The organism is Rhodococcus sp. BH5 (assembly GCF_027583855.1).
GTDB lineage: Bacteria > Actinomycetota > Actinomycetes > Mycobacteriales > Mycobacteriaceae > Rhodococcus_F > Rhodococcus_F qingshengii.
This window is the reverse complement of the sequence record NZ_JAJHVW010000001.1, coordinates 957,910-977,910: the sequence shown is the minus strand read 5'-3', so window position 1 is coordinate 977,910 and position 20,001 is coordinate 957,910. Positions and strand designations below refer to the sequence as shown.

Genomic DNA, 20,001 nt, shown 5'->3' with positions numbered 1-20,001 from the left:
GCCGGAGAAGGTCTACAGACCCAGAGCCTGCTTGACCTGGTTGAGCGACGGGTTGGTCGCAACGCTGCCGTCGCCGTACTTCACGGTCGGAACGACGTGATTGCCACCGTTGACGCTGCCGACGAAATCGGCTGCTGCCGGATCGTTCTCGATGTCGATCTCGGTGTACTCGATCCCCGACGCGTTGAGCTGCGTCTTGAGGCGACGGCAGTAGCCGCACCACGTGGTCGAGTAGATGGTCAGGGCAGGCGCATTTTCGGTAGAAGTCACGGCGGATACAACACCACGACCGAGAGCGTTGTTCCGTATCGGCCCGTGTTCTCTTGCCCACATACCGTCGGGCGCGGCGAATGGAGTGTCGGAACGTCCTGCCATGATGGTCCCCATGCCTGCGGACACCGGACTGGATCCAGAACAATCGGCCGCCGTGCTCGCGCCACGCGGCCCGGTATGTGTCCTCGCGGGCGCTGGAACAGGCAAAACCCGCACCATCACGCGCCGGATCGCTCATCTGGTTGCCGACGGTCACGTGTCGGCCGGTCAGGTGCTTGCCGTGACGTTCACCGCTCGTGCGGCCGGGGAAATGCGTGGACGTCTCCGTGAGCTGGGCGTCGGCGGGAGTGGGCCGCAGGTGCAGGCTCGAACTTTTCACGCTGCTGCTCTCCGTCAACTGAAGTACTTCTGGCCGCAGGTTGTCGGCGACACGCCGTGGCGTCTGCTGGACCGAAAGTTCGCGGTTGTCAGCAGTGCCGCAGCCCGGGTGGGATTGTCCACCAGCACGGAAAGCGTCCGCGACCTCGCCAGTGAAATCGAGTGGTCGAAGGCGTCGCTGATCGCGCCGGAGGATTACCCACGCGCGATCGCCAAGATTCGCCGTGAGGCACCGGTCGATGCCACCAAGGTGGCCCAGGTGTATGCCGCATACGAAGAGCTGAAAGCACGCGGCCAGGACGGCATGCTGCTTGATTTCGACGATCTCCTACTGCACACGGCGGCAGCTCTCGAAGAGCATTCGACAGTCGCCGACGAGTTCCGCGAGCGGTATCGCTGCTTCGTCGTGGACGAGTATCAGGACGTCACCCCACTGCAGCAGCGTGTGCTCGACGCCTGGCTGGGCGACCGAGACGATCTGACCGTGGTGGGCGATGCGAATCAGACCATCTACTCCTTCACCGGAGCCACCCCCAACTATCTGTTGGACTTCTCCCGGAAATTCCCCGAAGCGACCGTCGTTCGGCTCGAACGGGATTACCGCTCCACCCCTGAGGTCGTGTCGTTGGCGAACCGCGTGATCGGTGCCGCGCGCGGGCGGATCGCCGGGACGCGTCTGCAGCTGATCGGGCAGCGCGCTCCGGGGCCTGAGCCGGAGTTCATGGAGTTCGACGACGAGCCGGCCGAAGCACTCGGCGTTGCGCGGGCGATCAAACGGCTGATCGCGGCAGGCACCCCTGCGGCCGAGATCGCTGTTCTGTACCGGATCAATGCTCAGTCGGAGGCGCACGAGCAGGCCCTGACGAAGCTGGGCATCCCGTTCCAGGTGCGCGGTGGAGAGGGCTTCTTCACTCGCACCGAGGTACGTCAGGCGGTGGCAGCGCTGCGTCAGGCAGCTGGACGCGACGACCTCCCCGAAGGTGCAGACAACGGCGAAGCGCTGGTCTCACTCGTCCGCGCTGTGCTCGCGCCGCTCGGCCTGACCAACGAAGAGCCTTCGGGTACTCAGGCACGCGAGCGCTGGGCGTCGCTCTCGGCTCTCGTGGCGCTCACCGAAGAACAACTTGTCCACGAACCTGAACTGACGCTCACCGGGCTTCTACAGGAGCTCACGGCCCGAGCCGAGGCGCGGCACCCACCGACCGTGCAAGGTGTGACGCTGGCCTCCCTCCACGCGGCCAAGGGGCTCGAATGGGATGCGGTGTTCCTGGTCGGCCTCAACGACGGCACCCTGCCTATCCAACACGTTCTCGGCGACGCCAATTCGGGCGCCGACGACGTCGCGGTGGAGGAGGAGCGTCGGCTTCTCTACGTGGGGGTTACTCGCGCTCGCGAGCATCTGCAGCTGTCGTGGGCATTGGCCCGCAATGAGGGTGGACGCAAGTCCCGTCGCCGGTCGAGATTTCTCAACGGACTAATCCCGGAGGACTCGCCGGCCTCGCGCGTCGCCGCGCCGTCGTCGGGAAACAAGAAGCGTCCGCGCTGCCGCGTATGCGGCAAACCGTTGATCGGGACGTCGGCGACCATGCTCGGGCGCTGCGAAAAATGCCCGTCCAATGTCGACCTGGAATTGCTCGAGCACCTCAAGGCCTGGCGTCTGGACAAGTCCAGAGAACTCAAAGTTCCGGCCTATGTCGTCTTCAGTGACAACACACTGATGGCTATTGCCGAACAACGACCACAAGATAATCGTGGACTGGTTTCGATCCCTGGAATCGGGCCGAAGAAACTCGACAACTTCGGGGAAGACGTACTAGCTGTCATTCGCGGTGAACTGCGAGCGGCAACACTCGATATCTGACAACACATCCGAATCGACAACGGTGAGTTACATAACCGCAGGTCAAAAATAGGTTGTGCAGATTCGGCAGATTCTCTACTCTGGTTTTCAGTGTTACGGGGCAACCTGTGCGCAGAAACTATCCGGACCGACACGAAATGGAGGTGGCAAAAAAATGACGAACTTGATCTCTTACGAAGCGTGCGCAAGCGCAAAGTTCGCTGTTGCCGCCCCCATGCTGCCGCGTGCAGCGGGATGGGCGCAGCATGCGCTCCGCCTGCGCCCTCAAGCAGCAGCAAAGAAAGCAGCTGTCGAGTCCGTGTTCTTAAGCCATCGAGGTATTTCTCGGTAGGACACATCCGTTCACTTACGGCCACGGACCCGCAGCCCCTGCGGACCGTGGCCTTTGTGTTGGATAGCCCTCTTCATCTGGTTTCCGACTCGGCTCAGGTTCGCACCCATCGAACCCATATCGTGCGACACAGTTTCGCATCCGAGCACTAGGAGACCGAGTTGTCTGCCCAGACAATCCGCGTGGAACCCGAAAACTCCACCACTGCAGTAACTTCCACCGACGTCACTTCGGCTGCAGTCACGTTCATCGAGGTCGCGTCCACCCGCCGCGACCTGCCGTGCCGGGCATCCAACCCCGATCTCTGGTTCGCCGAAGCTCCGGCCGAACTCGAGCAGGCCAAGGCACTGTGCGCGCAGTGCCCCATCCGTTCCCGTTGTCTCAGTGCGGCTCTCGACCGCGCCGAGCCATGGGGGGTGTGGGGCGGCGAGATCCTCGATCAGGGGGCCGTCATAGCGCGCAAGAGACCGAGAGGGCGCCCACGCAAGCAACTTGTGTGCGCGTGAGAGCCCTATTCGGCGGAGCCGGTGTCTTAGTCGGCGGAGCCGGTGTCTTATTCGGCGGAGCCGGTGTCATCCAGAACCGGCTCCGCGAACCCTGGCAACCAACGAGTCAGGATTTCCATGTACGGGGCATATGCGTCCAACTGGGCGCATATGCCGACCGAACCGAGAAGAACACGGAAGATCATCAAATACTCGGCCGGAAGGTTGAGTGCACGGGCCGTTCGGAACTGCGCACTGTTGAAGTCAGTGGCGGTTCCGGCGGCCTTTTGCAGCCATGCCCGAGTGAAGTGAAATGACTCGGTCTGGATCGGGTCGGTGAAGGGTCGCAGGTAATCCGCGATCTCCTTGTCGGTCACCGTGCGTCCGGGGATCACGAAACCGTTGGCGCGCAACAACTCCGTCAACTCGTCGAATTGTTCCTCGACAGCCAAGCGCACCATCGTGCCGAGAACCCGTGGCAGTCCGTTCGGGAACGGCGCAGCAGCACCGAAGTCGATGACGCCGAGTCGGCCGTCCTCGAGAAGCATGAAATTGCCGGGGTGCGGGTCACAGTGGAGCAATCCGACACGGGCCGGAGACGCGAAGTGGAATTCGGCGAGTAGCGCACCGGCCGCATTGCGCTGCTCCGACGTTCCACTCTCGATGATTCTGGTCAACGGGGTTGCCGTCATCCATTCGGTCACGACCACTTTCGGTGCGCTCGCCACGACGTGCGGGATCACGAATTGGGGATCTCCGTCGAACTCTTTGGCAAAAGCTCGCTGATTGTTCGCCTCGATCCGATAGTCGAGTTCTTCCTCCGTGCGCGCGGTGAACTCCTCGATCACGGGCCGCACGTCGACACCGGGCATGACCGAACCGAAGAGACCGGCAAATCTGCCCAGGGTCTTGAGATCGGCGCGTAGAGCTTCGTCGGCGCCGGGGTACTGAACTTTCACGGCTACGTCGCGGCCGTCCGCCCAGACGGCTCGGTGAACCTGCCCGATGCTTGCCGACGCGGTCGGTTCGTCGTCGAACGACTGGAATCGGTCGCGCCACTTGGTTCCGAGTTGCTGGTCGAGCATCTTGTGTACTTGCTTGGTCGGCAGCGGCGGGGCGGCGGCCTGGAGCTTGTTCAGCGACTCGCGGTACGGCTCGGCGAATTCCTCCGGAATTGCCGCCTCCATGACGCTGAGCGCTTGGCCCAGCTTCATCGCGCCGCCCTTGAGTTCGCCCAGCACCGCGAACAGTTGCTCGGCCGCCTTCGCGCTCAACTGCGCGTCGATCTCGCCTTTGTCGCCGCCGGCGAGCTTGCGTCCGAAGCCCATGGCGGCGCGACCGGCCATCCCCAGGGGGATGCTCGCGAGTTTGGCAGTACGGGCAGAACTCTTGCGTGGGATCTCGGACACCACACCATCATGTCTGACTGGGGCGTCCTTTGCCCGAAACAGGTGCCAGGTATTGGCAACTGCAGGATATTTGCCGAGGCCAGCGCCTGGTTGTGATCCGATACGGACGGAGCGCGATCTCGAGCGTCGACGACAGACTCGCCGCATGCGTCGCCGCTGTCTCCGATAATGCGGAGTCGATCTCGGCCAGGGCCAGCGCGACACTTGCATGGATCATCGCCGATTCCGCGTGGCCTGCGCTGCCGAGTAGCTGCGCGGACAGATGAAGCCAATGAGGGTCGAGTTCGGATCGGAGGATGTCTGCGCACCGCAGGCAACTCGACTGACCAGGCAGGACAAGAGGACCGACCACACCGTTGCCGTCGCGGATGCGGACGGAAAGGTGGGGGAATCCACAGCGAACGAGATCGCTGACCAGACGAGGATCAGTCACGACGTCGTCGCTCAGGACCACCAGTTGTTCGTTCCACGTGCGCACGACGTCGGTGTTGCGATACCCGCGCGAGCGACGCGTGCTGACCCCGCCGGTGACCAGTGCGCGCTCGATGGCGTCAGAGAGCGGACCGACACCGTGAATCCGGACCGTCGCGGTGCTTCTGCGGGCAGTGTGGACGAAACCGGAATCGGCGAGTTGCTCGAGCAACTCCTCCGTCACGGATGTGGGAATCCCGCGCCTCGACGCTTCCCAGAGGATGTTTGCGCGGGATCTCGAGCCGTCCATTTTGCGCAGGATCGACTTCACCGCGCGATCGTCGACCCCGACAGGCAGAGTCAGCAGGACGGCACGTCCGGGGGTCCATCCCAGCTGCAGTCGACCATCCGGGCGCGACAGAACAGCGATCCGCGGGTCCCATCGAGGTCCCGCGGATCGCTGTGAAGTGCTGTCTTGTCTGGTGTTGTCGTGTGTGTGACCGGTCATCATTCGATGCTGGCACGACGGGCCCTCGGCGAGTCCCCGTCAGCGGCAGTTATCCACAGGCGGTCATCGCGGCTGATCTGCGAAAATCGGTCGAGAAGGGATTACTTCTCTTCGTCGTCCTCGCGGGTCTTGTCCATCGCTTCCTCGGCCGCACGCTCTTTTGCCACGACGGCTTCGAGCTGGGCTATCGGGTCGTCGAAATTACCGGCTTCGCCGGCGCCGAGGACACGGGCGACAAATCCGTCCGGTGCGTCGAGATCGCTCGAATCAGGCATCAGGTCGGGATGCGACCAGACGCCGTCGCGAACGTCCATACCGGCTTCCGCAGTGAGCTTCTGCCACAAACCAGCCGCTTCGCGGACCTTGCGAGGACGAAGTTCTAGTCCGACCAGCGTCGCAAAGGTCTGTTCGGCGGGGCCGCCGGTAGCGCGGCGACGCCGCAACGTCTCACTCATCGCGGCAACACCAGGCAGTCGCTCGCCGAGTGCGGCGGTGACGACCGTCTCCACCCAACCCTCGACCAGCGCAAGCAGAGTCTCTAGACGTTCGAGAGCGGCTTTCTGCTCCGGAGTGTTCTGCGGCTCGAACGTGCCCTGCTGCATCAGCGCTTCGAGCTTGCTCGGATCGGTGAGAGCGGATGGATCGAGGTCCTTGGCGAATTCTTCCATCGCCGAGAAGTCCATGGTGATTCCGCGGGCGTATTCCTCCACTGTCGCGAGAACACGCTGGCGCAGCCACGGAACGTGACTGTAAAGGCGCTGATGAGCGGCTTCCCGCGCGGCGAGGAAGACCAGAACTTCCTGATGCGGCTGTTCGAGACCCTCACTGAAAGCCTGAACCGCAGCCGGGAGAAGGGCCGCGGTGCCTTCGGGGCCGAGGGGCAGGCCGATGTCAGTGGAGGAGAGCACCTCGGTGGACAGTTGGCCGAGTGCCTGGCCCAATTGCGAGCCGAACGCGAGTCCGCCCATCTGGCCGAGCATGCCCAGCATCGGGCCAGCCATCTGCTGTGCTTCGGCCGGAAGACCCTGGACCCACATGCCCGCTACCTTCTCGGCCACCGGATCACAGAGTCGCTTCCAGGTGTCGATCGTGTTGTCGAGCCAGTCGTTCGGAGTCCACGCAAGAGTGCGGCTCGCTCCGGCAGGGAGCGTTGTCGCGGCGTCCAGCCACATCTCGGCCAGGTGCGCGGCGTCGGCGATCGCCTTGACGTTGCCCTCGGTGATCGGTGTGACCGATCCGATCTGTTGGCGTGCCAGCTTCTTGGCGATGTCGTAGTTGACCGGGCCGGACGTACCGCCCTGGCCCATCGACGAGCCCATTCCGCTCAGCATCTGCCCGAACTGGGTGAGCATCTGGCCGAGCTGAGCCGGATCGAATCCCTCACCGCCCGCGCCGAACCCGAACGGCATGTCACCACCCCCGAACGGATTGCCACCCGCCGCGTTCTTGTCGCGATCGGGATCGTCGTCGGAGTTGGAGAAGCCGAACGGCATATTGCTCATACCTCAACGGTACAAGGCTCGAGCGGTCGGAGTCGCCCTCCGAGTCACGCTGACGGCGAACACGCACGGCGCTCAGGCGGTGCGATCGGTGCTCCGGAGCCTTCGCGCTTTACTCTGGATCAGGTGAATCGACGGATAGTGACGCTCTTGGCCGCACTCGCACCCATCGTCGTGTTGGGAGTCGTCGGAACAATGGTCACTGTTCCTTATGTCGCACTCGGTCCGGGCCCCACCTTCAACACGCTCGGCGACGTCGACGGTAAGCCCGTCGTGGACATCCAGGGGACCGAGGTCGATCCCACCGACGGCAACCTCAACATGACAACGGTGTCGGTTCGCGACGGCCTCAACATCTTCGAAGCGTTCGGACTGTGGGCGAGTGGCAGCAACGGACTCGTCCCTCGCTCGGAGATCTATCCGCCCGAGAAGTCGAAGGAAGAGATTCAGCAGGCCAACACGGCCGACTTCCAGCAATCCGAGGACAGTGCCGAGTTGGCGGCACTGCACTTTCTCGGCAAGCCGGTGGCACTGACTGTTTCGAAGGTGACTCCGGACGGTCCCGCTGCGGGTGCCCTGCAAGAAGGCGACGTCCTGGTCAAGATCGGCGACACTCCGGTAACCACCATCACCGGCGTTCAGGACACGGTCGGTGCGATCGCGCCCGGCACCGCGATCGACGTCACCGTCCTTCGTGAGGGTGTGGAGACCGTTGTGCCGGTCACCGTCGGGGCGCGGCCCAACAAGCCCGAATCGGGTTACCTCGGCGTCACACCCAGCGAGGTCCCGGACGTTCCCTTCACCGTGCAGTTCAATCTCGCCGACATCGGCGGTCCTTCTGCCGGACTGATGTTCACACTGGCCTTGGTCGACAAGCTGACTCCGGGGGAGCTCAACGGCGGAAAGTTCGTAGCCGGAACGGGCACCATCGACTCCGACGGCGAGGTCGGTCCGATCGGCGGCATCAGGTACAAGTTGATCGCCGCGTCCCAAGCCGGTGCTGAGACCTTCCTCGTGCCGGCCCAGAACTGTGACGAGGCGAAACAGAATGCGCCGGACGGGCTTCGACTCGTCAAGGTCGACAACCTGCCCGGCGCAGTGGACTCACTCGAAAGCCTCAACACGGGTGGCGACGCACCCCGCTGCTGAAAGCTGCCTGGCCGCCGACGACTCTGTCAGTCTTCTTCGACCTCGTCGAGCGTCGCGTACAGGGCGTGCACGAGGTGAGGTGCAAGACCGTCGTAGGTGAGCAGTTCCAAGTCACCGTACGGATCCGCATCCTCGTCGGGACGCATCTGTAGGAGCGACAGCGAGGGACCGTCACGGAGCACGCCGACGAACAGTCGAGCCTCGCGTCGATCGGGATGCGCGTCGGCCGTCAGTCGAGCGACCTCGTCCGCAGCATGCTGATCGGTCAATACCGGCGCCGTGGCGTGATCGAGATCCGATTCCGCCTCGGGCGGCAGGACGACGATCTCCTGAACCAGGATGCAACCCTGCACGGACTCGGGCCAATGCGTCGTTGCCAGGAACTCGTCGAGTGCCCGTGAACCGCCGATGATGTCCTCGGGAAGCGATTCCTGTTCGATCGGTGTGTATTCGGCGCCCTCGGCGAGTTGGTCGAGCAGTCCGGGTTCGGCCGCGGCGAGCATTTCGGTGGGTACCAACGCGTACAGCTTCGGAGGCTGATCCCAGCCTTCGGCGTCGATGTGGTCGACAACTTCATGAACGCACCGGGCGAGGGCACTCGGTGATCTGCTCATATTCTCTTCACTCACGCGTTCATCCTCCCACCTTCTGTCCGGCTCCCCGCTCTCCGTGTTGTCAACCCGTGACCGTTGTTACGTAGAGTGGTCGGAAACGGCCAAGTCCACTCGGGCGTGGCCGCAGTGATCGATGCAATCGGTTGCGACGCCACGGCGTCGCCAAATCTTGGAGCGTGGCACGTGGGCATGCGGCCCCCCGCAGGTTTACCCTCTCTGTCCAGACGCAGTCGAATCTTGTTGGTGGTGGCTGTCGTAGTGGCGGCCTTGCTGCTCGTGGGGCCGCGACTGATCGGCATGTACACGGACTGGTTGTGGTTCGGCGAAGTCGGCTTCCGTGGTGTGTTCACCAAGGTTCTGCTGACGCGATTCGTGCTCTTCCTGGTCGTCGGAATTGTCGTCGGCGCCATCGTGTGGCTCGCGATGCTTCTCGCGTACCGCGCACGCCCGGTGTTCGTCCCTGTCTCCGGGCCCAATGATCCGATCGCGCGCTACCGCACCACCGTTATGTCGCGTCTTCGTCTGTTCGGCGTGATCATTCCGGTAGCGATCGGCATCCTGTCCGGTCTCATCGCGCAGGCCAACTGGGTCACTATCCAGTTGTTCCTCAACGGCCAGGCATTCGGTATCACCGATCCGCAGTTCAACATGGACGTCAGCTTCTACACGTTCGATCTGCCGTTCTACCGTTTCGTTCTCAACTGGTTGTTCGTCTCGATCCTGCTGGCTTTCGTGGCAAATCTGATCACCCACTACGTTTTCGGTGGAATCAAATTGGCCGGACGAGCGGGGACGTTCACTACCGCCGCTCGTGTGCAGTTGGCTGTTCTGGCCGGCACTTTCGTGCTGTTGAAGGCCGTCGCCTACTGGCTCGATCGCTACTCGTTGCTTTCGAGCGGCCGTAAAGAGCCGACGTTCACCGGCCCGGGGTACACGGACATCATGGCTGTGCTCCCGGCAAAGCTGATATTGATGTCCATCGCGATCATCTGTGCTTTGGCTTTCTTCGCTGCGATCTTCACCCGCGACCTTCGTATCCCGGCTATGGCCGTTGCTCTGCTGGTTCTCTCGTCCGTGCTCGTAGGCGCAGTCTGGCCGATGATCGTCGAGCAGTTCTCCGTCAAGCCCAACGCGGCGGACAAGGAGAGTACCTACATCGAGCGGAACATCGCGGCCACCAGGCAGGCCTACGGAATCACGGACGACAAGGTCACATATCAGCCTTACTCGGGTGACGGCGACGCAATTCCGCGCGAGGTGCCGGCAGACGTCACCACTATTGCCAATGCTCGTCTCCTCGATCCGAACATTCTGTCGCCCACTTTCACCCAGCAGCAACAGCGTCAGAACTTCTACGGGTTCCCGCCCTCGCTCGACATCGATCGCTACGACATCGACGGTGAGATGCGCGACTACATCGTGGCGGCGCGTGAGATCTCACCGAACAACCTGCAGGGAAACCAGACGGACTGGATCAACAAGCACACGGTCTACACCCACGGCGACGGCTTGGTGGCCGCTCCGGCGAACAAGATCACTGCGCCGGTCCTGGACCCGACGAAGGACAACGCGAACAACAACAATGCGGGCTACCCGATCTACACGGTCAGCGACATCGCCTCGCAGGACGCGGGAACACAGGTCATCAAGGTCGATCAACCGCGCATCTACTACGGCGAGGTCATCGGTCAAGGCGCTGACGACTACGCAATCGTCGGTGGTGCCGGTGGTTCGGAAGCTCGCGAATACGACACGGAGCAGACCAAGTACACCTACACCGGTTCCGGCGGCGTCTCCATCGGAAACTGGGTCAATCGCTTGGCTTTCGCGGCGAAGTACACGGAGAGGAACATTCTCTTCTCGGGTGCCGTCGGTTCGGATTCCAAGATCATCTACAACCGTGATCCTCGCGATCGCGTCGGTCAGGTTGCTCCGTGGTTGACCACTGACGGAGATGCGTACCCGGCCGCAGTCGACGGCAAGATCGTCTGGATCGTCGATGCGTACACCACGCTGGAGAACTACCCGTACGCACAGCGCAGTTCGCTGGACGGACTGGTCGCGGACAGTGTGGATGCAACGACCGGTCGTTTGTTGCCGAAGAAGGAAGTCTCGTACATCCGCAACTCGGTCAAGGCAACCGTCGATGCCTACGACGGCACCGTGACGCTCTATCAGGTCGACGACAACGACCCGGTACTCAATGCGTGGAAGGGTGTGTTCCCGGACACGGTCAAGCCGCAGAGTGATATCTCGGACGATCTGCGGGCACACTTCCGCTATCCCGAAGACCTGTTCAAGGTTCAGCGGGAAATGTTGGCGAAGTACCACGTCGACAATCCGACCGAGTTCTTCACCAACAACGCTTTCTGGTCGGTGCCCAACGAGCCGACGGTGGAGAATTCGAAGGAAAATGAACCGCCGTACTACGTGATGGTGGGGGACCAGGAAACCGGCGCGCCGTCGTTCCGGCTCACAAGTCCGATGGTGGGATTCCAGCGAGACTTCCTGTCGGCTTACATCACCGTGAATTCGGATCCGAAGGACTACGGCAAGATCACTGTTCTGCAGTTGCCCGTCAACAAACAGACGCAGGGTCCGTCACAGTCGCAGAACTCGATGATCTCGGATGCTCGCGTGGGCTCGGAGAAGGCACTGCTGGAGAGAACCAACACGATCCGATACGGCAACCAGTTGGCCTTGCCGATCGCAGAGGGTGGAATTCTCTACGTCGAACCCATGTATACCGAGCGAAGTAACACAACGACTTCGTTCCCGCAGCTTTCCCGAGTTCTGGTGAGTTACCAGGAGTCTGCGAAGGCTGGCAGCAGGGTTCGTGTCGGTTACGCATCCACGTTGGCCGAGGCGCTCGATCAGGTCTTCGACAATGGTGGAGCCGCGGGTGCTGCCACCGCACCGGGTGGAACTGCCACGACGGAACCGCCGGCGGGAACCGGGACCACCCCCGCGCCGACGGCGCCGACGACGCCTACAGGTCCGGCATCATCGGAAGATGTGTCGAAGGCTCTGGCAGAGGTCAACGCTGCCATGGATGCATTGAAGTCTGCGCAACAGACTGGTGACTTCAGTGGTTACGGAGCCGCGCTGGATCGCCTGCAGAAGGCGGTTGACGCTTACCAGGCGCTGCCGCCCAGTTAGTCGACCTCGTTCGTGAGTCACAGAAGGCCCGCCATCCGATCGGATGGCGGGCCTTCTTGTGTTCTCAGGTGAAGCTGTACGAGCTGAATCAGCGCAGTGCTGCAACGATCGGTGCGTTGGCATCGGAGAGCTGCTGGAACTGTGCGGCGAAGCCGTACTGGCCGGCGAGGTCACGAGCGGTGTCGTAAGCCTGCTGTGCGGCGGGCTTGAGCTCGGCCGGGATCTCGATGGCGGGAGCAACTGCGGGTGCCTCGGCGACGGGAGCTGGCGCTGCGGCGGGAGCTTCTTCGACTGCAGGCTCGCTCGCGACGGTCAGACGCTGGCCGCAGACGGGCCATGCGCCGGGGCCCTGGCTCTGCAGGGTGTTCTCGGCGACGCGGATCTGCTCTTCCTTGGAAGCGTTGGCGGGCGAGCCGGTGCCACCGTTGGCGGTCCAGGTGCTCTGCGAGAACTGCAGGCCGCCGTAGTAGCCGTTTCCGGTGTTGATGTTCCAGTCGCCACCGCTCTCGCACTGTGCGACGCCGTCCCAGTTGTGGGTGGCTGCGGAAGCGGTGCCGGTGCTCATGGTGAGGGGCACTGCGACAAGTGCGCCGGCTACTGCCAATGTGCCGAATGCACGCTTGCTGATGCTGGTGTACGTCATGTCGGGGTAAATCCTCTCCGCGCTTGCTGACATCGGCGGGCCTGCGGGTCGGCGATGATGCTGACTTTCCCGGGCGCTTGTCTCTCCGTGTCTCTGCCCCTCGAAGGTTTCGGGGGTTCCGATCCCGCGGGGCAGAGTGGAGCAGCGGCGGGTCGGCGTTCGCCCGGTTGATTCGGGCCGGGACCGACCGTACGGGAGCGTCGAACGAGGGTCGATTCGCAATTTTCCGGACTGTCTGGTCTGCTCTCGACCCAAAATTTTAGCGTTTGTGCTGGTAGAGCCTTTCCGATGCCGTTTCGACGTACGTTCGTTACATGCTTGTTATGTGTTGATGCTCACGGGCATTTTGTGAACCCAGTCACCCGATTCTTCGACTTTCAGGCGTGTATTTCGCTCCAGCGCAGGCGATTTGCGTTCCGTTCACCTGCTCGTGTAACTTTGTCCATGCATCGCGGGGTGGAGCAGCTCGGTAGCTCGCTGGGCTCATAACCCAGAGGTCGCAGGTTCAAATCCTGTCCCCGCTACTAGAAAAGGACCGCCGCACTGGAATCCAGTGCGGCGGTCCTTTTTTTGCGCAGCCGTCGTAGGGTGGCGACGTGCGACTCTCGAAGATTCTCTTGGCGATGGCGGTGACTACTTCGCTGGTGACCACCGCTCTGGCGTTCTCGGCAGGAAGCGCTGCCGCCGGTGGGCGGATCACCGATGCGAAGCGCGTGGTCTTCATCGTTCCGGGGCAGCAGCTCTACAACTCGAGAGAAACGCACCAGGCGACCTACCGCGCCCTCGACAAGGCACTGAGCGCTGCGGGCTACGAGACACACTTCGTCGACGCACCCGGCAAGATGATTGCGGCCGACGCCGAGCTGATTGCGGATTCGATTCGCTCCTACGCTACCGGCGCTGACTCCGTCGGGGTGATCGCGCACAGTGCGGGTGGACTGAGCTCCCGGTACTACGCGAAGTTCCTCGGTGGCTCCGAAGTAGTGGATTCATTCGTCGCCATCGGTGCGCCACAGTACGGTAGCCCCGGTGGCTGCGTACAAGGCCCTGCCGACGGTTACGACACCTGCATGTTCTCCGAAGTTCTCACCAAGCTCAATGCCGGTGAGGACACTCCTGGATCTGCCTACTATTCGGTGGTGCAGAGTTCGGGCGAGTGGGCGGACGGTCGGTTGGACGGGGGCCAGTGCCGGGTGTACGTCGATGGCGTTCCCGGGGCCGGAACCGGAGGAGACCACCTCACCGAGCTCGAGCATCCAGAGGTCATCTCGGGAGCGATCAGCGCTTTGGGGCGCGACTGTGTCGGTACGTTCGTGGACGAGAACGACGGCGACATCACCTGGCCTGACACGCTGTTTCCGTCATTTCGGTAAAGCTTCAGGTCCGGGTTGTTCGGACGAGTAGCCCGGCTACGTGTGCGCTCGCGGCAGTCCTCGCCCCCAAGGCGTCACCCGATTCGATGGCCGCGACTATACGTGCGTGCTCGGTGACGGCGATCCGCCGATTGAGCTCGAGGCTCCACATGTCCGAACGGTAGAGGTGTGACTGACCATCCAGACGATGCAGGGCTTCGCTGAGCGGGTGATTGCATGCAGTCTCACGAATCAAGGTGTGGAACTCGAGGTCGAGCTTCGAATCCCGACGCTGATCCGGCGGGCTCTCGAGAAGTTCGCGTTGCACCTGCACCATCTTGTTCAGCTGTGACACGGTTTCGTGCGTGGCATTGGCCGTCGCGTTGAACGCCGCGAGACCGTCGAGTACCTCACGCACCTCGAAGACCGCGCGCAGAGACTCCGCGTCCAGCGAATCGACTTTTGCACCCGCATTCCGTGTGTGGACGGCGATGCCCTCGTAGATCAACTGCTGCACGGCCTCGCGGACCGGCGTTCGACTGACATTGAGCTTGCTCGCCAGCGCGGGAACACTCAGTGGTGTCCCCGGCGCCAGCTCGCCCGAAAAGATCAGTTCGCGAAGCGTCTCGTGCACGGACTCGGTGAGTAAAGCTCGTTCGGTGGTGGTCATCTTGTCCTCACTTCGATCCTGCACGATGTCGACGGTACCCGGGAGCGCTATCCAGCGGCGCGCACCCGGTCAGCGCTGCGACTGTCGACCTCGGGCGCCGTCGCGCCTTTCAGTCCGGCCACTTTGGCCGCGATGTTCTCAGCGATCGTGATCGGCGGGTATCCCACTTCGCCCGGTGTGAGAGTCCCTGGCAGTGCTTCGATGACGGCGTCGTAGTTCCCGTCGAAAAAGAATGCGGCAGAGCGACGTCGGATGATCTGACCATCGACGATAGGTGGGTCGACTCGGTGCACTGTCGAGCGCCATCGGTCGTTCGTCCAGCGTGCCATCGCGTCGCCGAGGTTGATCAAGAGTGCGCCGTCGGCAGGTTGGACGTCGTGCCATACGCCGTCGGCACTCAGAACTTGAAGACCCGGAACTCGATCTGCCCACAGGATGGTCAAGATTCCGAAGTCGGTGTGAGCGCCCATTCCCGTCATGTCGCCGGAGATGCGGATCTCGCCCTCGGGCAGTGCGTAGTTGTTCATCTTCATCGCGTCGATCGAATGGTCGAGCATCGAATCGAAGTACCCGGGCTGCAATCCGAGAGCGTCGGTAAAGGCGCACATCAGGATTCGTGCCAAGCCCTGGGCATGACGGAAATACTCTTCGATTGCCGGTCGGAATCCGGGCGCGGCCACGGGCCAGGTGTTGGCGGCGTAGCTGGACTCGGGTAGGTCGACGCCCGGATAGTCGCTCACCTCTGTGCCCACGACTATTGCTTCGTAGAAATCGTTCATCTGGTTCGCAGCGGCGACGCCCAGGCTCATGCTGAGTGATTCCGATTTCGGTGGTGAGTAGCCGCGGTTCTCGGACGAGGGACGGCGATAGTTGTTCTTCACCGTCAGTGGGAGAGCAAAGAACTCGTCGAGAGCGTCGGCCAGTCCTTCGGTCGCCGATCGTGGAATGCTGTGTCCGACAATCTGTATGAATCCGACCTCCCGGCACGCGCGATCGAGTTGAGCTGCCACTTCCGCACAGGCAGTGCTGTTGGTGGCGTTTGCAACCGCTGCCTCGCCGCGGAGGTACGGGCTGATATCGATCGTAGGGATCTCGAAGACAGGAGTTTCGTGGGTCATTTAAAGTCCTTGCGGCCGGACGTGTGCCACTTACCGACGAGCACACGTGAGAGGAATCCAAAGGCAGAGAAGACGAGGACACCGAACACCGACGCGATCACGATCGCGGCGATCAGATCCTCGGACTGAAGGCGGCTTCGGTAGACGTCGAGCAGCGTTCCGATCCCGGGTTGTCCTTTGGCGAAGAACATGTCGCCGATGATGGCACCGACGACAACAAGGCCGGAGGCGGTGCGGATGCCGGTGAGAATAGCCGGCATTGCCGCTCGCAGTTCGAGTTTCACCAATCGATCCCAACGGGACGCGCGGCCGAGGGTGAACAGTTCGTGCAGTCCGCGATCGACCGATTGCATTCCGAAGTGTGTGTTGGTGATGATCGGGAAGGCTGCGATGAGAACACACACCAGGGTACGCGCGGTCATACCGTAGCCGAACCAGAGCCCGATGAGGGGGACGATGGCGAGGATGGGAATGACCTGCAGCACAACGGCATAGGGATAGACGATCCGCTCGATCCACTTGGCCTGGCTCATCAGCACGCCGGTTCCGACGCCGACTGCCACCGCGACCACGAAGCCGACCAGTGCTACCTGTGCCGTCACTGCGAGGGCTTCGAGCATGGGAGAGAGGTGTTTCCAGTCGAGTAGCGACTTTGTCAGTACTTGACTCGGCGGCGGAAGGAGAAATCGACGTTCCGGGGAGAGAACGAGGTAGCTGACGATCGACCACGCTGCGACCGCGCCGGCAAGTGAGAGCAGCGGATAGAGAAGGAAGGTGCCGAGCGCTCTCATTCGCGAGGGCCGTCCGGGCTGTGACTGTGCTCGCGCGGCGGTCGCAGAATCAGTGCGAACGGCGGAATTGCGTGCGGTGGTGCCCTGTTGCACTGCAAGGACTTCGGTCATCGTGAGCTCCCATGGAGACTGGCCGAGATCTCGGCGACGTGTTCGGTGTATCGGGCGTCGTAGCGCAGTTCCGGGCTACGCGGGTACGGGAAATCGATGTCCACGACCGAATGGATTCGTCCGGGCCGGGCGGTCATGACGACCACCTTGTTTGCGAGGTACACGGCCTCGGATACCGAGTGCGTGATGAACATCGAGGTGAACCCCTTGTCGGTGTAGAGCCTTTGCAGCTCTACCTGCATCTCCAGTCGTGTCATCTCGTCGAGAGCACCGAAAGGTTCGTCGAGCAGCATCACAGCAGGTGCGAGGGTGAGCGCACGTGCCAACGAGACGCGCATCTTCATTCCGCCCGACAACGCGTTGGGCAGTTGTTTCGCAAAGTCCGCCAGGCCCACTGCGCGAATTGCCTCGTCGGCGCGCAACTTTCGGGCTGCTTTGTCGCCGCCACCGAGTTCGGCGGACAATTCGACGTTGGCCTGCACGGTTCGCCAGGGGAGGAGAGTCGGCTCCTGGAAGATGAAGCCAACTGATTCGGTGTCGAGGGCAACCGCGCCGCTGGTCGGTCGCTCGAGGCCGGCCGCCATGCGCAACAAAGTCGACTTGCCGCAGCCGGAGGGTCCGACCACGGCGACGAAGTCTCCTCGCTCCACGTTCAGATCGATGCCGTCCAGCGCGACAGTGCCGGTATCGAACTTCTTGACGACATCGGAAAAGACCATCTGCATCGGTGCGGTGAGCTTGCGAGCGTCGGCATCCTGCATCGTGTTCGCGAGTTCCATCTGAGCCTCCGGTTCGATAATGCATGCAAAAGTTGTTCAATATGTATGAACCATCTTGAATTGCATGTATGTCGCCTAGGTTGCTGAATGTAAATGTGAGGTGACATTGCAGGTGAAGCGAGAATCCTGGCGCACGTTACCTGATGGAAACAACGAGTCGATTGCATGTAATCCACGTGCTGCAGAGTGTGCTCATCGGATCACCCTTCCTGGTTCGCCCACATCCCAATTGTTTTCACGAAGGAGACGCTGTGTATTCAAATCGCAAGGTGCATTCCAATCGCAGAAGTGTGGGAGCGGCGGGCGCGGCACTGGCCATGTGTGCAGCCATCGGATTGACTGCGTGCAGCTCCAGTGAGGCTGAGACGGCCAAGGCTGAATCTCTCGAACCAGCTGCCGAGGCTCAGAACCTAGCGGGTCTCTGTCCGGAAAACGTTGTGGTTCAACTCCAATGGCAGCCACAGTCGGATATGGGGGCGCTCTTCGAGATGCTTGGTCCCGGCTATTCGGTCGACACCGACGACAAGTCCGTCAGTGGGACTCTTGTCGCCGGAGGGAAGGACACCGGAGTCGACTTGACCTTGCGGGCCGGGGGACCGGCAATCGGGTTCCAATCCGTCAGCTCCCAGATGTACGTCGACGATTCGATCACTCTCGGCTTGGTGCACGGCGATCAGGTGATCGCGGCAGCGGCAAGTCAGCCCGTTGTGGCCGTCACGCCATTGCTCAAGTACAGCCCGGCAATCCTCATGTGGGACAAAGAGTCTCATCCGGAATGGGCGAGTGTTGCCGATATCGGCAAGTCCGACGCGAGTGTCGTCGTTTCCAAGGAGCAACTGTTTCCGCAGTGGCTCGTGGCGAAAGGCCTACTGAAGCAGTCTCAGCTCGACACGAGCTACGACGGAGCTCCCTCGCGATTTGTCGGTGACCCGACCATCGCTCAGCAAGGATTCGCGAATTCGGAACCGTACACGTACGAGAAGGAGACGCCGGCGTGGGACAAGCCGGTTTCCTATGACCTGCTGAAAGATTCGGGTTTCGACATCTACGCGTCCAATGTTTCCGTTCGTGCCGACAAGGTCGAGACACTCTCCCCGTGTTTGAGCAAGCTGGTTCCGATCATTCAGCAGGCCACCGCGGACTACATCACTGCACCGGATACGGCGAATGCTGCCATTGTCGACGTCGTCTCGCAGGACGTGTCGTTCTCTCCCTACACCGAGGGTGAAGCAGCGTTCAGTGCCCAACTCTTGAAAGAGAAGGGCCTGATCGCGAACGAGGCGGACGGATCCGTCGGCACGTTCGACATGACGCGAGTCGCTCACACCGTCGAAGAACTGAAGCCCATCCTGAACGCCGGGGGTGCGGCGATACCGCAGTCATTGACTGCAGAAGAGATCTACACCGACAAGTTCACCGATCGGTCCATCGGAATCCGCTGAAGGAGCTGACAGCAAATGACTTACGACATGACAGAACTCAACCGCGAGACCCGCATGGGTGGCCTGGGCACGGAGACCACCGACCGCGAGGTCCGAAGAATCGATCTCTCGGATTTCGAGAACCGGCGCAGCGAGATCGCCGAGGAGTTGTGGTCGGCAGCAACCGACATCGGATTCTTCCAAATCGTCAATCACGGGATCGATCTGGACCAGGTCCGCGAGGCCTTCGCGGCGGCCGAGCGATTCTTTGCACTGCCCACTGAGGTCAAAGCGCAGTATCCGCTCAAGAAGGGTTTCAACTCCGGCTGGGAGAGCATGACGCAGGTGCGTCCGTCCATCGGAACACCTGATCAGAAAGAGTCCTATCAGGTGACCCGCCCGCATATGGGTGATCTGTGGCCCACTGCAGACGAATTGGGCGGATTCCGCGAAACGATCCTGGACTTCGAAGCCAAGTGCTGGGGCATTGCGATGGACCTGTTGTCGTGCTTCGCCGAGAAGCTGGGATTCGAACGAGACTTCTTCACCAGGGCACATGACCCGTCGGTGGACACCTACCAGAGCACGCTGCGACTACTCCACTACTTCCCCCTTGCCGCCGACGCAGATGTCGAAGGGATGTGGCGTGCCGGAGCACACACCGATTTCGATTGCCTGACATTGCTTTTCCAGCGTGACGGTCAGGGCGGCTTGCAACTGTGCCCGGGCAAGGAGATGGACACCCAGGAATGGACGTCGGTGGTGCCGGCTGAGGAAGCAATCACCTGCAACATCGGCGACATGCTGATGAGATGGAGTGATGACGTCCTGCCGTCGAATTTTCATCGAGTCAAGAGTCCCGGAGTCACCGACTATCGGGGAGCCCGCTACAGCCTCGCGTTCTTCGCTCAGGCGAACCGCGACGTGACCATCGAGGGGCCGGCGGGCAAGTACCCGCCGATCACTGCCGAGGACTACATCGACCAGCGAGTACGCGCGAACTTCGCGCGTTGATCCGTATCCGTTCCGTCACACACTT

The 20,001-nt window shown here is 61.9% G+C and carries 17 protein-coding genes and 1 tRNA gene; 8 read left to right on the top strand and 10 right to left on the bottom strand.

Annotated elements, in window-relative coordinates; genetic code table 11:
* Positions 1–12 precede the first annotated feature (12 nt).
* Positions 13–270, bottom strand: coding sequence for a mycoredoxin (locus tag RhoBH5_RS04465; protein ID WP_003942350.1), 258 nt, complete (start codon positions 268–270; stop codon positions 13–15).
* 103 nt (positions 271–373) lie between these two features.
* Here RhoBH5_RS04465 and RhoBH5_RS04460 point away from each other — a divergent pair, with 103 nt between their 5' ends.
* Together RhoBH5_RS04460 and RhoBH5_RS04455 are read left to right on the top strand one after the other, a co-directional pair.
* A complete protein-coding gene (locus RhoBH5_RS04460; RefSeq protein ID WP_003942300.1) occupies positions 374–2,512 on the top strand; it encodes an ATP-dependent DNA helicase UvrD2 in 2,139 nt (712 codons plus the stop codon).
* 513 nt (positions 2,513–3,025) lie between these two features.
* Entirely contained in the window at positions 3,026–3,349 is a 324-nt protein-coding gene (locus RhoBH5_RS04455) for a WhiB family transcriptional regulator (protein ID WP_270008065.1), read from the top strand.
* A 47-nt stretch (positions 3,350–3,396) separates the two neighbouring features.
* On the opposite strand, the gene RhoBH5_RS04450 is transcribed toward RhoBH5_RS04455, so the two are convergent.
* The 3 genes from RhoBH5_RS04450 to RhoBH5_RS04440 form a co-directional block, all read right to left on the bottom strand.
* Positions 3,397–4,740, bottom strand: a complete 1,344-nt coding sequence (locus RhoBH5_RS04450) for an ABC1 kinase family protein (RefSeq protein ID WP_174519481.1) — start codon at positions 4,738–4,740, stop codon at positions 3,397–3,399.
* Between the two features lie 4 nt (positions 4,741–4,744).
* Positions 4,745–5,659 (bottom strand): hypothetical protein, encoded by a 915-nt coding sequence (locus RhoBH5_RS04445; RefSeq protein WP_065352234.1) that lies wholly within the window; start codon positions 5,657–5,659, stop codon positions 4,745–4,747.
* 98 nt (positions 5,660–5,757) lie between these two features.
* A complete protein-coding gene (locus RhoBH5_RS04440) occupies positions 5,758–7,158 on the bottom strand; it encodes a zinc-dependent metalloprotease (protein ID WP_003942352.1) in 1,401 nt (466 codons plus the stop codon).
* Between the two features lie 123 nt (positions 7,159–7,281).
* Here RhoBH5_RS04440 and RhoBH5_RS04435 point away from each other — a divergent pair, with 123 nt between their 5' ends.
* Positions 7,282–8,304, top strand: a complete 1,023-nt coding sequence (locus RhoBH5_RS04435; RefSeq protein ID WP_054187616.1) for a YlbL family protein — start codon at positions 7,282–7,284, stop codon at positions 8,302–8,304.
* Between the two features lie 26 nt (positions 8,305–8,330).
* Here the strand turns inward: RhoBH5_RS04435 and RhoBH5_RS04430 are convergent, their stop codons facing one another.
* Positions 8,331–8,933, bottom strand: coding sequence for a PPA1309 family protein (locus tag RhoBH5_RS04430; RefSeq protein WP_003942343.1), 603 nt, complete (start codon positions 8,931–8,933; stop codon positions 8,331–8,333).
* A 168-nt stretch (positions 8,934–9,101) separates the two neighbouring features.
* On the opposite strand from RhoBH5_RS04430, the gene RhoBH5_RS04425 reads away from it, so the two are divergent.
* Entirely contained in the window at positions 9,102–12,077 is a 2,976-nt protein-coding gene (locus tag RhoBH5_RS04425) for a UPF0182 family protein (protein ID WP_030534991.1), read from the top strand.
* 88 nt (positions 12,078–12,165) lie between these two features.
* Here RhoBH5_RS04425 and RhoBH5_RS04420 read toward each other — a convergent pair whose 3' ends face one another.
* Positions 12,166–12,720 carry a transglycosylase family protein gene (locus RhoBH5_RS04420; protein WP_003942299.1) on the bottom strand — a complete coding sequence of 185 codons (555 nt, stop codon included), beginning with the start codon at positions 12,718–12,720 and terminating at the stop codon, positions 12,166–12,168.
* A gap of 450 nt (positions 12,721–13,170) precedes the next feature.
* Between RhoBH5_RS04420 and RhoBH5_RS04415 the strand changes: the two genes are divergently transcribed.
* Both RhoBH5_RS04415 and RhoBH5_RS04410 read left to right on the top strand, forming a co-directional pair.
* Positions 13,171–13,244: transfer RNA gene (locus RhoBH5_RS04415), tRNA-Met, on the top strand.
* Between the two features lie 72 nt (positions 13,245–13,316).
* A complete protein-coding gene (locus tag RhoBH5_RS04410) occupies positions 13,317–14,093 on the top strand; it encodes an esterase/lipase family protein (protein WP_270007980.1) in 777 nt (258 codons plus the stop codon).
* Between the two features lie 4 nt (positions 14,094–14,097).
* Here RhoBH5_RS04410 and RhoBH5_RS04405 read toward each other — a convergent pair whose 3' ends face one another.
* From RhoBH5_RS04405 to RhoBH5_RS04390, 4 genes are read right to left on the bottom strand one after another with little or no spacing between them, the layout of a single operon-like run.
* On the bottom strand, positions 14,098–14,742 hold the full coding sequence (locus RhoBH5_RS04405) for a GntR family transcriptional regulator (protein WP_007731273.1): 645 nt from the start codon (positions 14,740–14,742) through the stop codon (positions 14,098–14,100).
* A 47-nt stretch (positions 14,743–14,789) separates the two neighbouring features.
* Entirely contained in the window at positions 14,790–15,860 is a 1,071-nt protein-coding gene (locus RhoBH5_RS04400; RefSeq protein ID WP_058039107.1) for an isopenicillin N synthase family dioxygenase, read from the bottom strand.
* Positions 15,857–16,762 carry an ABC transporter permease gene (locus tag RhoBH5_RS04395; protein WP_270007979.1) on the bottom strand — a complete coding sequence of 302 codons (906 nt, stop codon included), beginning with the start codon at positions 16,760–16,762 and terminating at the stop codon, positions 15,857–15,859. The genes RhoBH5_RS04400 and RhoBH5_RS04395 overlap by 4 nt, the downstream gene beginning before the upstream one ends.
* Positions 16,759–17,541 (bottom strand): ABC transporter ATP-binding protein, encoded by a 783-nt coding sequence (locus RhoBH5_RS04390; RefSeq protein ID WP_003942349.1) that lies wholly within the window; start codon positions 17,539–17,541, stop codon positions 16,759–16,761. Before RhoBH5_RS04390 ends, RhoBH5_RS04395 begins: the two co-directional genes overlap by 4 nt.
* A 251-nt stretch (positions 17,542–17,792) precedes the next feature.
* Between RhoBH5_RS04390 and RhoBH5_RS04385 the strand changes: the two genes are divergently transcribed.
* Both RhoBH5_RS04385 and RhoBH5_RS04380 read left to right on the top strand, forming a co-directional pair.
* On the top strand, positions 17,793–18,983 hold the full coding sequence (locus RhoBH5_RS04385; protein WP_007731279.1) for a hypothetical protein: 1,191 nt from the start codon (positions 17,793–17,795) through the stop codon (positions 18,981–18,983).
* 15 nt (positions 18,984–18,998) lie between these two features.
* On the top strand, positions 18,999–19,976 hold the full coding sequence (locus tag RhoBH5_RS04380) for an isopenicillin N synthase family dioxygenase (RefSeq protein WP_003942293.1): 978 nt from the start codon (positions 18,999–19,001) through the stop codon (positions 19,974–19,976).
* Positions 19,977–20,001: the final 25 nt, after the last annotated feature.